Raw genomic sequence first — 12,732 nt, forward strand, 5'->3', positions numbered from 1 at the left:
TTGCTGGCGAATGTCAGCCATGGCGACGATGTCGCTGAGCACTCACCATCGCATCGCCCGCAAGCGGGCTCCTACGGCGCGGGGGATTCACGCAGTCATGTAGGAGCCAGCTTGCTGGCGAATGGCGGCCATGCTGACGATGTCGCTGAGCACTCACCATCGCATCGCCCGCAAGTGGGCTCCTACGGCGTGGTGGATTCGCGTAGTCATGTAGGAGCCAGCTTGCTGGCGAATGTCAGCCATGGCGACGATGTCGCTGAGCACCCACCATCGTATCGCCCGCAAGCGGGCTCCTACGGGGCGGGGGCGAGATCAGTGTCTCGCCCTTGGGGTCGCTCAGCTGCAGCCTTCCACGTAGAAGACGGCCGGTGGCATGCCGATGCGCCAGCGGGTTACCAGACCGTTGGGGTCGGTCTCGAAAACCAGTCGGGCTTCACTGTCGATGAACGGCTTGACGATAAAGTCGCTGGCACCTTTCACGTACTTGTGTGGCTGCTCTTCGAAGTGGCCGGGGAAGGTGGCGCGAATCTGCTGGGCACTGCTGCCAACCTGCAGACCACGAGGCGCCTTGCGCTCGCGGGTATCGATGTCATAGCGCACGAACAGCCCGTTCTCGAGCATGAACGAGGTACCGAAGCCTTTTGCAGGCCGTGGGTCCTGGACCAATTGGCGGCAGGTGTCAGAGGTGCCTCCGCCCTCGCGCAGAGAACCTTTCCAGGCTGCACGTACCGCCGCCTCGTCACTGCCGAAGCGCGCACTGGCGAACCCGGCGAATGGGCTGAGATCCGCTTTTTCCTGCAGCTTGGGCGGGCTGCTCTGGGCGGCGGAGGCGGTCTTGGCGGGGATCTTGTCGGCGTCGCTGCAGGCAGTCAGCGCCAGGATGCTGGTCATCAAAACTGTGGAAATGAAAAGCGTGTGTTTCGCCATGAAATCCAACCTTCGTCTCGAATGGGAGCGACCGCATCGGTGTGCGGCCAGGATCTATCTGGGCATGAGACCGGCTGGAATGGGCGCTTGCGCGCTTTAGCTGGGAAATGGAATGGCCCGCTGCGTATGCGGGCCACTCGATACGGCCTCATGCTGCGTGATGTTTGGCCGCGCTATCGGGAAAAAGATCCCGCTGTTTATCAAGATACTGATCGACCAGCCATTTACCGTGTGCGATGGAGGCGTGCTGGGCCTTGTTCAGGTCGTCGAGGAAGGCTCCATTCAACGGCAGCGCCATGCGCCGGGTGGTGCGTCCGTCCGGCGCGGTGATCCGGCAGCCCCCAGCCCAGGGGGTTGGGATGCCTGGATGCTCCATGACTTCGGCGCTGATGTGATGATCGCGGTGGGTGCACTGTAGCGTACTCATGGGTGATACCTCGTGTCTGGCCCGCGCCGGCAGCACGACGATCCCTGTTCGAAACGCACCTGCAAAACGGGCGTGGGTGTCATTAATGGGTATAGCATGGGGCTGCGACAGAACGACGCGAGCCGCTGAGCGGTCTACTCTCAATGACAGGGCCTATTTCTACGGTCCGCGTCGACCAATCAGACCAGGCACATGGGAGCCGTTGGTTCGGCGATCCAACCTTTCACCTGATGGAGATCAACGTTATGAGCACAGCCTTGCACGATGATGTCAGTGGTGGCGTTCTAGGTCGGATGAAGCAAGGGGGGTTCGATTTTGCCAGTGTCCATCCCATCGAGTTCTACGCAATTTTTCCCGATGAAAACAATGCACTGAAGGCGACACGAAATTTTCGTGGCGAGTCGCTGCACGCTCTGGTGACCGAGCGTGACGAGGGCGGTTGGCACCTGCAGGTGAGCAAGGTGATGCATGTCACCTATGCGGGTATCGATGATTTCGAGCAGGACATGCAAGCGGTGGTGGCACCACTGGGTGGCAAGCTGGATGGCTGGGGCGTGACCCAGGAGCCCAGGCCCGCCAGCCTCAGGAGCTGAAACCAGCCTTATCGATCCATGCGGCAAACCCTGGCAGCGTTCCGCTGCCAGGGGCTCAGGCGCCTTTCTCCCACAGTCTTATCAGCTCCCGAGGAGCCTGCTCTTCGGGAATCTGCAGCACCAGCTCACCTTGCTCTTGCTGGCGTGGCACCTGCAGCTCTATGCGATAGAAGCGCTGGTCGCCCTTGCCGACCTCGGGTCTGGCCACCGACAGACAGTTCTCCAGAACGGAGCACACCTGCCCGCGCTGGGTAGGGTCGCATTGAGCAAAATCGATTTCTCGCGGGCGACTCAATGCGCTGATCGCAGCGAAGCCTCCCTGCCGGGAAATCCGCACGACAGCGTTGGTACCCAGTTCCGGCAGTTCTTTCATGATGCGGCCTCTACGCCAACGTCTTGCCACGCCTTGCTGACGGCAAGTGCTTCCCGAGAACCCTGACCATAACGCTGTTCGGCGTTGTTCACGCACAGGCTGGCAAAGTCGACGAACGAGGCGTCGTTGCTCAAGCGTCCGTCGCAGAGCGTGTCGTACCAGATGAGCCCAGCCTTTTCCCAGGCAAAGCCACCAAGGGCGATGGCTGCCAAGTGGAAGGCACGGTTGGGTATCCCGGAATTGATATGGACGCCGCCATTGTCTTCCCGCGTGTCGACGAAGTCGCGCATGTGCCCAGGCTGCGGATCCTTGCCGAGCAGCGGATCGTCATAGGCGCTACCCGGAGCCGACATGGAGCGCAGGCCGTTGCCGTTGACCGCGTCGGTCAGCAGGCCGGCACCGATGATCCAGTCCGACTGTTCAGCGGTCTGCTGCAGGGTGTACTGCTTGGTGAGAATGCCGAATACGTCGGATAGCGATTCGTTCAGCGCGCCGGACTGGTTGACGTAGGCGAGGGCGGCTTCGGTATCGATGACGCCGTGGGTCAGCTCGTGTGCGACCACGTCCAGGGCGATGGTGAAGCGGTTGAAAATCTCGCCGTCGCCATCACCGAAGACCATTTGTTCGCCGTTCCAGAAGGCGTTTTCGTAAGCCTGTCCATAATGCACGGTACCCACCAGCGCAAACCCCTGGCCGTCGATGGAGTGGCGACCCAGAACCTCCCAGAAGAAGGCATAGGTCGCGCCCAGTGCCTCGTACGCTTCGTCTACCGCCACGTCGCCGGTTGCGGCCTGCCCTTCGCTACGACTCAGCTCACCGGGCAGGCGCATGTCCTGCCCGGCATCGTGGATGCTGCGCTGCGGCTGTCCCGCCTGTACGGCACTGCGGCCAGCCTGCTGCGTAGCAAGCCGAGGCGCGCCATTATTGTGCCGCAATGAATTGACATGATTGAGCGTGCTGCGTGCGCAATCGCGTTGACGCTCGGTTCCGTGACCGATGATACGGTCGAGGATGTAGGGAGGTACGAGGCAGCTGTTCATCGGGCGTTCCTTGTTCAGGGACGTTAGTTGTCAGCCGCGTAAAAACACGGCACCTGAAGCTGGGATCGCGTTGCGTCGCGGATGTTTCTATCGCAATGCTTTTTCTGGACGGAAGGACGTGAGAGAAAAGTGCAATGCTTTGCCGTCTCGCCTGTCTACGCTTTCATGAAGCGCGGCTGTAAAAACAAGATGCACGGGCGCCGGTCGTAGCCGCGCAGTGCAACGCGATGGAGCACGTCCGACAGCCAGTGAGCATCAGCGTGCGTCAAAGTGGTGCGACAGGGCTTGGTTGTAAATTTATATTATTGATTTTAAAGGAATAAATACGCTGGCTCGACGTTTGCAGCGTATGGGTTGACACGGGTGGCAAGGAGTACGGCATGGCCCGCACCTTTTATGATGAGATGCACCTGGCGGATGGCGCATGTCGTCCGCATTACCAAGCTTTTGCCCGCTGGTTGGCGGACACCCCTCAGGAGTTGCTGGCTCAAAGGCGCCGCGAGGCGGATCTGCTCTTCCATCGCGCCGGTATCACCTTCACGCTTTATGGTGACGATCAGGGCACCGAGCGGTTGATTCCCTTCGACATCATTCCGCGCAGTATCCCGGCCAGCGAATGGCGCATCGTCGAGCGTGGCTGCATCCAGCGGGTGCAAGCGCTGAACATGTTCCTCGCCGACCTGTACCATGACCAGCGCATCATCAAGGCCGGGCTGATTCCTGCCGAACAGGTGCTGGCCAACGAGGGGTATCAGATGGCGATGCAGGGGTTGAACCTGCACCGTGATCTGTATGCGCACATTGCTGGCGTCGATCTGGTACGTGATGGCGACGGCACCTACTACGTGCTCGAGGACAACCTGCGCACCCCTAGTGGTGTCAGCTACATGCTCGAAGACCGCAAGATGATGATGCGCCTGTTCCCCGAGCTGTTCGCCAATCAGCGCATCGCGCCCATCGACCATTACCCGAGCCTGCTGCTCGACACCCTGAAGACCTCCAGCCCGCTGGATAACCCCACGGTGGTGGTACTCACGCCGGGACGCTTCAACAGTGCCTACTTCGAGCACGCCTTTCTGGCCCGGGAAATGGGCGTGGAGCTGGTGGAGGGCGCCGACCTGTTCGTACGCGACGACAAGCTGTTCATGCGTACGACCTCAGGCGCCAGGCAGGTCGACGTGGTGTACCGCCGCCTCGACGACGCCTATCTGGATCCGCTGGCCTTCAACCCCGACTCGATGCTCGGTGTACCCGGCCTGCTGTCCACCTACCGGTCCGGCAACGTGGTGCTGGCCAACGCCATCGGTACCGGCGTGGCCGATGACAAATCGATCTACCCCTACGTGGGCGAGATGATCCGCTTCTACCTCGACGAGGAACCCATCCTCAAGAACGTACCGACCTGGCAATGCCGCAAGCCCAGCGAGCTGTCCCATGTACTGGCCAACCTCAAGGACCTGGTGGTCAAGGAAACCCAGGGCTCCGGTGGTTACGGCATGCTCGTCGGTCCGGCTGCCAGCAAGGCGGAGATCGAAGCGTTTCGCCTGCGCCTGATCGCCCGGCCGGAGGCATACATCGCGCAGCCGACCCTGTGTCTGTCGACCTGCCCGACCTTCGTCGAGAACGGCATCGCGCCGCGGCACATCGATTTGCGCCCCTTCGTCCTGTCCGGCAAGGAGACCCGCCTGGTGCCCGGTGGGCTGACCCGTGTGGCCCTGCGTGAGGGGTCGCTGGTGGTGAATTCGTCGCAGGGCGGCGGTACCAAGGACACCTGGATAGTGGAGGACTGAGCATGCTATCGAGAACTGCCTCCGATCTGTACTGGATGTCCCGCTATCTGGAGCGTGCGGAAAACCTCGCGCGGATGCTCGACGGCAGCTATTCGCTGTCGCTGATGCCGCAGGACGGCCGCCGCGACGGCCTCGACGAACTGGCGATGCCGCTGTTGATCACCGGCACCCTGGAGGAGTATCAGGAGCGCCACGGTGCCCTGCATGCCGAGCGCATGCTGCATTTCTTCGCACTGGATGCGCAGAACCCGGCGAGCATCTACAGCTGCCTCGGCGCTGCGCGCAGCAACGCCCATGCGGTACGCGGGCGCATCACCGCGGACATGTGGGAGAACATCAACGCAACCTGGCTGGAGATTCGCGGTATCGCCGATCAGGGCCTCGGCCGCTACGGCATCAATCGCTTCTGCGAGTGGGTCAAGGAGCGTTCGCACCTGTTCCGCGGGGCCACCTTTGGCACCATCGTGCGTGGTGAAGCCTATCGCTTCATCCGTCTTGGCACCTTCATCGAGCGGGCCGACAACACCCTGCGTCTGCTCGACTCACGCTACGAGCTGCTGGGCGAGGACATCGACGAGATCGATGGCCGGCCGGCACACAGTTACTACCAGTGGAGTGCCTTGCTGCGCGCGCTGTCGTCGTTCGAGGCGTTCGCCGAGGTCTATCGAGGCTCGCCAAGCGCCCGCAAGGTTTCCGAACTGCTGTTGCTGCGTCCCGAAGTGCCGCGTTCGCTGCGTGCCTGCATGGACGAGTTGTACCTGATGCTCGCCAACCTGCCTGGAGAGAACGGCCGACCGGCACAGCGCCTGGCCGCCGAGCTCGACGCACGGTTGCGCTACACCAGCATCGACGAGGTGCTGGAAGAGGGCCTGCATGCCTGGCTGACCGATTTCATCGGCCAGGTGCACGAGCTCGGTCGCGTCATTCACACGTCCTATCTGGAGGTCGCATGAGACTGTCCATTCGTCATAACACCACCTATCACTACGAAGACCAGGTACGTGCCAGCATCCAGTACCTGCGCCTCACGCCCCATGACAGCGAACGCCAGCAGGTACTCAGCTGGCAGCTGGATCTGCCGCGCCCGGTGCGTGCGCAGCGAGACCCGTATGGCAACATCCTCCACGTGCTGACGCTGGACGAGCCTCATGAGTCGATCGTCATCGGCGCCCGCGGTCAGGTGGAGATCGACGAGTCCAGCGACGCTGAACACGAAAGCCAGTCGGCACTGCCGTTTCTGCGCTTCACACGGCTCACCGAGGCGGACGAAGCGCTACGCGATTTTGCCGCCGTGCAGTGCGCGCGTCGGCGTGATCGCAATGCCCTGATCGATCTGATGCATGGCCTGAACGGCCATATCAGCTACCGGCCGGGTGTCACCGAGGTGGAAACCAGCGCGGCGCAGGCCTTTGCCGGCCGTCAGGGCGTTTGCCAGGACCACGCCCACGCCTTCATCGCCTGCGCCCGCAGCCTGGCAATCCCGGCGCGCTATGTGTCCGGTTATCTGTTCACCGACAGCCGCGATCACCTGGCCAGCCACGCCTGGGCCGAAGCCTGGCTGGATGGTGCCTGGTACAGCTTCGACGTGACCAACTGTCTGGCGCGACCAGAACGCCACCTCAAACTGGCGGTCGGGCTGGATTACCTCGATGCCTGCCCGGTACGCGGCATGCGCCGTGGCGGCGGTGGCGAGCGGATGATGGCGCGCGTCGACGTGGAGCCGCTGATCCTCGCTCAGGAGCAGTGATGCCGTGAGGGCAGGGGCCTGATCGCCTGCCTGTCCCTTCGATGCTCCACTCCCGCGGCATCCATGCTTGCCAGTACTTGTACGACTTGCGATGAGTTGCTCATCGCTTCTAGGATGCACCCTTTGCCGAAGGGGAATGGCCATGTTGGCCGAGTTGTTCGCTGTACTGGCCCCGGTGGTCATCGTCTCCGGCATTGGTTATGCCTGGGCCCGCAGTGGCCAGAGCTACCCGATGGAGTTCATCGCCCGGCTGGTGCTGACCATCGGCACGCCAAGCCTGGTGCTGGCTACATTGAGCCGTGCCGACCTCCATCCAGCGGCGTTCACCAGCATGGCCCTGGGCTGCGTGCTGGTGACTGGCTGCATGGGGCTGTTCGGCTGGTTGTGTAGCCGGCTGTTCCGGCAGGAGTGGAAGGTGCTGGTGCCTGCCTTCCTGTTTCCCAATACCGGCAACATGGGGCTGCCGATCAGCCTCTATGCCTTTGGCGAGCATGGTCTGGCCCTGGCCGTGGCCTTCTTTCTGACCCTGTCGATCTTCCAGTTCAGCGTGGGTATCGCGCTGTCGGGCAATGCGGCATCGCTCCGCGATCTGCTGCGCAACCCGATCATGATCAGCCTGTTGCTGGCGCTACCGATGATTTTCTTCGATCTGCAATTGCCACGCTGGCTGGACAACACCGTCAGCCTTCTGGGCGGCATGTCGATTCCGTTGATGCTGCTGACCCTGGGCGTTTCGCTGGCGAGCATTCGCCTGCATCACCTCGGTTCGGGGCTCGTGCTGGGTGCGTTGCGCATTCTGCTGGGGGCAGGGGTCGGCTGGGGAATTGGTGCAGCGCTGGGGCTCGAGCCGCTGACTCATGCTGTACTGGTGGTGCAATCGGCGATGCCGGTCGCGGTATTCAATTATCTGTTCGCGGTGCGTGCCAATCGTTCGCCCGAACAGGTCGCCAGTCTGGTGATGTGCTCGACCGTGCTGGCAGTGGGCTTGCTGCCGCTGATTCTGGCCTGGTGGATGCCGCAGGTTAACTGACCGCGTATCAGCCGATCATCCTGCTCATGTTGGGCAGGATCAACAACACTGCAGTCGCAAAGAGGATAAGTCCCGCCTGACGGAATTTGGGCGTCTTGAACATGGCCGTTACCTTTTTGATTGTTGTCGTGTGGGCCGGTGAATGCCGCGTCCCCAGTGTCACCCCGGCAAGACCCGGCGGTGCATGTATTCACTGTAGAGCGGATGTCCTGTTTTTTTATATCAGTTGGTTCCTAACATAGTGCCGGAGAGTGCCGCACAGTTATGGAACCCTTCATGTCTTTCGCACACCCCTGCGCCAGAGGCCGCGCGGGCGAATGCTTCTCTGGAAATCCCTGTTTACCGTTCGTCCGGATGCCCGATGTCAAAGGACGAACCTACGAAAAACCGGCCCTAAGGCCGGCTTTCCACACGGTGGCAGCTTAGTTGTCCAGCTGCTCGCGAATGACCTTGCCCGATTTGCCGTCGATGCGGAATTCGTACAGGCGATTGTCCTGCTTGGTGCCTTCGCCTTCCCAGTAACCGGCGTCGTCGGCTTCGATCTTGTGAACCTGGGTAAAGCCAGCCTGTTTGGCGCTGCTCAGGGCTTGCTCGATGCTGATCCAGTCAGCGCCAGGGCGATCGGCCATGGCGAAGCCGGCACTCAGGGCAGCGGCGGCGGTGAGGGCAGTCAGGGTCTTCTTGAGCATCGTAAAACTCCTTTTTTCTTCGGGGAGGTTACGTCCGTTTTCGGACGTTGATGCTTGGAGTGCGCCGCTGCGCCTGTGGTTCAGAAAACCGTTGCGCTCAGTGATTCGTCTGCATGGCCGTCGAAGTGACCGGCAACGTGTCGTGGGCGTTACTGGGCATTGGCGAGTCGCTACGAGCACCGGGGGTGCCGTGCATGCTCATGCCGAGCAGCGCAGTGGCAATCACCAGGTAGAGACCGATGGCGGCGAGGGCTCCGTTGCGAGCATATCTGACGGTTTGCCTGTGCATGGTGCAGCACTCCGTGAATGGGGGATGAGCAGAATCATCTTCTGCATGAACAGCGAGCAGAAGCAAATGATCTTCATGGTCACTATCGAAACGACTGATCGTACCTTTGGCGCTTGGCCTCTTGCCTTGGTCGGCGCGCGCAGGCACGCTTTAGCTGCGTCATCATTCTTTTCAGGTACCGCTCATGTCGTTGCAGATCTGCATTCTGGAAACCGACATCCTGCGCCCCGAGCTGGTCGATCAGTATCAGGGCTACGGCAAGATGTTCGAACGTCTTTTCGCTGGTCAGGCGATCGCTGCCACCTTCAGCGTATTCAACGTGATGAACGGCGACTATCCGCCGGCCGGTTCGCGTTTCGACGCCTATCTGGTGACCGGTAGCAAGGCTGATTCATTCGCCACCGATCCTTGGATCGAGAGCCTCAAGGCTTACCTGCTGGAGCGCTATCGGGCCGGTGACAAGCTCCTTGGCATCTGTTTCGGTCATCAGTTGCTGGCGCTGCTGCTCGGTGGCAAGGCGGAGCGCGCCAGTGGCGGTTGGGGCGTGGGGATTCATCGCTATCAACTGGCCGAGCAGCCGGAGTGGATGACGCCCTCGCTGGATGAAGTGACCTTGCTGATCAGTCATCAGGACCAGGTCACCCGCCTGCCGGAAAACGCCACCTTGCTGGCGTCCAGCCCATTCTGCGCCCATGCCGCCTACCGCATCGGCGATCAGGTGCTGTGCTTCCAGGGGCATCCGGAGTTCGTGCCCGAGTACTCGCGTGCCTTGCTCGATATTCGTCAGCAACACATAGGCGAGTCGGTGTATCGCGTGGCCGTGGACAGCCTGCACGAAGATCACCACGGGCGCACGGTGGGTGAGTGGATGCTGCGTTTCATCGCCAGCGGGCGTAGTGCCGAGCCAGCGAGAGCCTGAAGCCCTCGCTGGCGCGCCGAGCGTCAAATCGCAGAAACGAAAACGGCCCTTCAAGGGCCGTTTTCGTTTCTGCAGGGCGCCTTGCGTGGAGGCGCCCGTTCGGAAATGTTACTGGGCTTCGGCTGGCGCCTCGACCTCGGCTGGCTCTTCGGCCTGTTGCTGCTCTGGTTTGACCTCGACATAGGTCAGTTGCAGGCGCTCGCTGCTCCAGGCACGGGTCTTGTTGGTCAGCTCCAGGTTGTTGTTCAGGGTCTGGCCGTAGGAGGGGATGATCTGCTTCAGCTTGGCCTGCCACTCCGGCGTCTTGATCTTGTCCTTGAAGGTCTTTTCCATCAGGTGAAGCATGATCGGCGCAGCAGTGGAGGCACCTGGCGATGCACCGAGCAGCGCAGCGATGGAACCGTCTTCGGAGCTGACCACTTCGGTACCGAATTGCAGGACACCGCCCAGCTCAGGATCTTTCTTGATGATCTGTACGCGCTGACCGGCCTGTACCAGCTCCCAGTCCTTGTCCTGAGCTTCCGGGAAGTACTCGCGGAGCGAGTGCATGCGGTCTTCCTGGCTGAGCATCAATTGACCGATCAGGTAGGTGCTGAGCGAGAAGTTGTCGATGCCCGCATTGACCATCGGCGAGATGTTGTGGGTGGTGATGGTGCCGAACATGTCCAGCAGCGAACCGTTTTTCAGGTACTTGGTGGAGAAGGTCGCGAATGGCCCGAACAGGATGACTTTCTCGCCATCGATGACACGGGTATCCAGGTGCGGGACCGACATGGGCGGCGAACCGACGGAGGCCAGGCCGTAGACCTTGGCCTGGTGACGAGCTGCCACTTCTGGATTGCGGGTCACCAGGAAGGAACCACCAACCGGGAAACCGGCATAGCCGTCAGCTTCCGGAATGCCGGACTTCTGCAGCAGCTTGAGGGCGCCACCACCGGCACCGATGAACACGAACTTGGCGTTGACGGTGCTCAGCTTCTCGTCGTTGGCCAGGTCGGCCACGGTGACGTTCCAGGTGCCGTCGTCGGCGCGGGTGATATCGCGAACTTCATGCTGCACATGGACGTTGAACACGTCGTTCTTCTGCGACAGCGAATCGAGCAACTGATTGGTGATCTCGCCGAAGTTCACGTCGGTGCCGGTCTGCACGCGGGTAGCGGCAATTTTTTCGCCTGGCTGACGGCCTTCCATCACCAGCGGAATCCACTGCTCGATCTGCGCAGGGTCGTTGGAGAACTCCATGTTGCGGAACAGCGAGCTGTGCTGCAGTGCGTCATAGCGTTTCTTCAGGAACTCGGTGTTCTTGTCGCCCCATACGAAGCTCATGTGCGCGACGTTGTTGATGAACGACTTCGGATTGTTCAGAACGCCCTGGTCGACCTGGTAAGCCCAGAACTGCTTGGAGATCTCGAACGACTCGTTGATCGCTACGGCCTTGCTGATGTCGATGCTGCCATCGGCCTTTTCCGGCGTGTAATTCAGCTCGGCGAGGGCCGAGTGGCCAGTACCGGCGTTGTTCCACGGATTGGAGCTTTCGCTGGCGACCTGAGGCAGGCGCTCGTAAAGGTCGATCTTCCAGGTCGGCTCCAGCTCGTTGAGGTAGGTCCCGAGGCTTGCGCTCATGATGCCCCCGCCGATCAGCAGGACGTCCACGGATTTTTCCGGTTCGGGCTGCTTGGCGCAGCCGAGCGCGCTCAAGCACAGTAGGGACAGCAGGAGTTTTTTCATTAGACAGACCATTTCATTAATGTGATTGCATGACGGCACGACCGACTCTGTACAGCCTTGGGTAGCGAAGCTGCATCGCCTGTTGCGTGCTGCCAGGTTCCGTTCTGCGAAACCGGTCAGTCCCGGTGATTTTTTGAAACGCCGGGCGATTTACCTTTGAAGTGCGCGCTTTCGTCGCAGGCGGCCGGCTGTAAGCAAAAGCGATGCCGGAAAAGGTACAGGTCAATGAACTAGTGATCTGTATCAATATGTTTGTCACATTTCTGTGAGTCAGGTGGCGATTTTCCGCCCCTGATCCGCCAGAAATGCGCTCGGTTTGGCGGAATCTCGCCTAATTGGTGGAGTTGCTTGTTGCTGGGCCACCGGTGTTGCCGGAGCTGGGGGAGCTCGGCGCTGCAGGTGAGCGTGTCGAGCCGCCCTGAATCGGTGGGGAATTCTGTCCCTCGCTTGCCGGCACGCCTGGGGTCTGGTTCGGCGGCTGCCGCTCGCTGGACGTATTGCCGGTCGGTTCGGCCGAGCGGTTCTGTCTGGCTGGCGAGTTGAGCGTACTGCGCGGTGCCTGCTGGTCAGGTACCTGATTGGGCTGTTGCTGCTGATTCTGATTGGTGGCCGGCTGATTGATGCTGTCTGCACTGGTGGGAGGTGTGCCGGTACGATCACGAACCATGTCATCGCCGATCTGCTGGCGCTGTTCCTGCAGTGACGGGGCACCATCGTCGGCCTGCGCGCCGGTGACGAACAGGGCAGCGAGCAGAACTGCCGATCCAGTGAGCGTTTTCATCGTCGTCTCCTCGACTTCATACTGTGAGCAGGTGACCGGCTGGCTTGGCGCAATGTTCACTGAATCTGCCCAAAGGCACGCCGCCACGAGGCTGGCGATGGCAGGCTCGACACCAGCGGCGAAAGCCGCGGGGAGCGTCTACCCTGATAGCTGCCACGCAGTTGCGTGCTCTGTCGCTCCTCGCTGCGGCACCGCTCGATGACCGGCGATCGCGTAGAGGCGCGCTGCGGCGCCTCAAGCGCCATTCGAATCGAACCAAGACCTGTCTCTCGCCTCAGAGGACAGGCTTCCATAAAAAGTAGAGGTCACTCACATGATTTATGCCAAACCCGGTACCGCAGGCGCTGTCGTCACCCTCAAGCCGCGCTACGGCAACTACATCGGCGGTGAATTCGTCGC

15 protein-coding genes are annotated in these 12,732 nt (G+C 61.2%); 7 read left to right on the plus strand and 8 right to left on the minus strand.

The window, feature by feature from the left end; all coding sequences use genetic code 11:
• Positions 1-336 precede the first annotated feature (336 nt).
• Together ACT9T4_RS26115 and ACT9T4_RS26120 are read right to left on the minus strand one after the other, a co-directional pair.
• Entirely contained in the window at positions 337-891 is a 555-nt protein-coding gene (locus tag ACT9T4_RS26115) for a hypothetical protein (RefSeq protein ID WP_052493801.1), read from the minus strand.
• 184 nt (positions 892-1,075) lie between these two features.
• Positions 1,076-1,354: a hypothetical protein gene (locus ACT9T4_RS26120; RefSeq protein WP_082045790.1), complete on the minus strand. Its 279-nt coding sequence runs from the start codon at positions 1,352-1,354 to the stop codon at positions 1,076-1,078.
• A 245-nt stretch (positions 1,355-1,599) separates the two neighbouring features.
• On the opposite strand from ACT9T4_RS26120, the gene ACT9T4_RS26125 reads away from it, so the two are divergent.
• Entirely contained in the window at positions 1,600-1,947 is a 348-nt protein-coding gene (locus tag ACT9T4_RS26125; RefSeq protein ID WP_042554113.1) for a ribonuclease E inhibitor RraB, read from the plus strand.
• A 55-nt stretch (positions 1,948-2,002) separates the two neighbouring features.
• Here ACT9T4_RS26125 and ACT9T4_RS26130 read toward each other — a convergent pair whose 3' ends face one another.
• Positions 2,003-2,320 (minus strand): protealysin inhibitor emfourin, encoded by a 318-nt coding sequence (locus ACT9T4_RS26130; RefSeq protein ID WP_042554114.1) that lies wholly within the window; start codon positions 2,318-2,320, stop codon positions 2,003-2,005.
• Positions 2,317-3,360: a M4 family metallopeptidase gene (locus ACT9T4_RS26135; protein ID WP_042554115.1), complete on the minus strand. Its 1,044-nt coding sequence runs from the start codon at positions 3,358-3,360 to the stop codon at positions 2,317-2,319. Before ACT9T4_RS26135 ends, ACT9T4_RS26130 begins: the two co-directional genes overlap by 4 nt.
• Positions 3,361-3,740: 380 nt before the next feature.
• Here ACT9T4_RS26135 and ACT9T4_RS26140 point away from each other — a divergent pair, with 380 nt between their 5' ends.
• The 4 genes from ACT9T4_RS26140 (at position 3,741) to ACT9T4_RS26155 (ending at position 7,927) form a co-directional block, all read left to right on the plus strand.
• A complete protein-coding gene (locus tag ACT9T4_RS26140; RefSeq protein ID WP_042554116.1) occupies positions 3,741-5,150 on the plus strand; it encodes a circularly permuted type 2 ATP-grasp protein in 1,410 nt (469 codons plus the stop codon).
• Between the two features lie 2 nt (positions 5,151-5,152).
• Positions 5,153-6,103 (plus strand): alpha-E domain-containing protein, encoded by a 951-nt coding sequence (locus ACT9T4_RS26145; RefSeq protein WP_042554117.1) that lies wholly within the window; start codon positions 5,153-5,155, stop codon positions 6,101-6,103.
• Positions 6,100-6,897, plus strand: coding sequence for a transglutaminase family protein (locus ACT9T4_RS26150; RefSeq protein ID WP_042554118.1), 798 nt, complete (start codon positions 6,100-6,102; stop codon positions 6,895-6,897). Before ACT9T4_RS26145 ends, ACT9T4_RS26150 begins: the two co-directional genes overlap by 4 nt.
• A 142-nt stretch (positions 6,898-7,039) precedes the next feature.
• Positions 7,040-7,927, plus strand: coding sequence for an AEC family transporter (locus tag ACT9T4_RS26155; protein ID WP_499119762.1), 888 nt, complete (start codon positions 7,040-7,042; stop codon positions 7,925-7,927).
• A 422-nt stretch (positions 7,928-8,349) separates the two neighbouring features.
• Here the strand turns inward: ACT9T4_RS26155 and ACT9T4_RS26160 are convergent, their stop codons facing one another.
• Both ACT9T4_RS26160 and ACT9T4_RS26165 read right to left on the minus strand, forming a co-directional pair.
• Complete coding sequence (locus tag ACT9T4_RS26160) at positions 8,350-8,616, minus strand: PepSY domain-containing protein (protein WP_042554119.1); 267 nt, start codon at positions 8,614-8,616, stop codon at positions 8,350-8,352.
• A gap of 97 nt (positions 8,617-8,713) precedes the next feature.
• Positions 8,714-8,905: a hypothetical protein gene (locus tag ACT9T4_RS26165; protein ID WP_042554120.1), complete on the minus strand. Its 192-nt coding sequence runs from the start codon at positions 8,903-8,905 to the stop codon at positions 8,714-8,716.
• 184 nt (positions 8,906-9,089) lie between these two features.
• On the opposite strand from ACT9T4_RS26165, the gene ACT9T4_RS26170 reads away from it, so the two are divergent.
• A complete protein-coding gene (locus ACT9T4_RS26170) occupies positions 9,090-9,824 on the plus strand; it encodes an amidotransferase (protein WP_042554121.1) in 735 nt (244 codons plus the stop codon).
• 108 nt (positions 9,825-9,932) lie between these two features.
• On the opposite strand, the gene ACT9T4_RS26175 is transcribed toward ACT9T4_RS26170, so the two are convergent.
• The gene (locus ACT9T4_RS26175) at positions 9,933-11,552 is read right to left on the minus strand and encodes a malate:quinone oxidoreductase (protein WP_042554122.1); all 1,620 of its coding nucleotides are present in this window, start codon (positions 11,550-11,552) and stop codon (positions 9,933-9,935) included.
• 331 nt (positions 11,553-11,883) lie between these two features.
• Positions 11,884-12,333 (minus strand): hypothetical protein, encoded by a 450-nt coding sequence (locus ACT9T4_RS26180; protein WP_042554123.1) that lies wholly within the window; start codon positions 12,331-12,333, stop codon positions 11,884-11,886.
• A 313-nt stretch (positions 12,334-12,646) separates the two neighbouring features.
• Between ACT9T4_RS26180 and ACT9T4_RS26185 the strand changes: the two genes are divergently transcribed.
• A partial coding sequence (locus ACT9T4_RS26185) for a hypothetical protein (RefSeq protein WP_499119764.1) occupies positions 12,647-12,732 on the plus strand: 86 nt, incomplete at its 3' end.

Source organism: Pseudomonas sp. SZ40 (assembly GCF_052958135.1).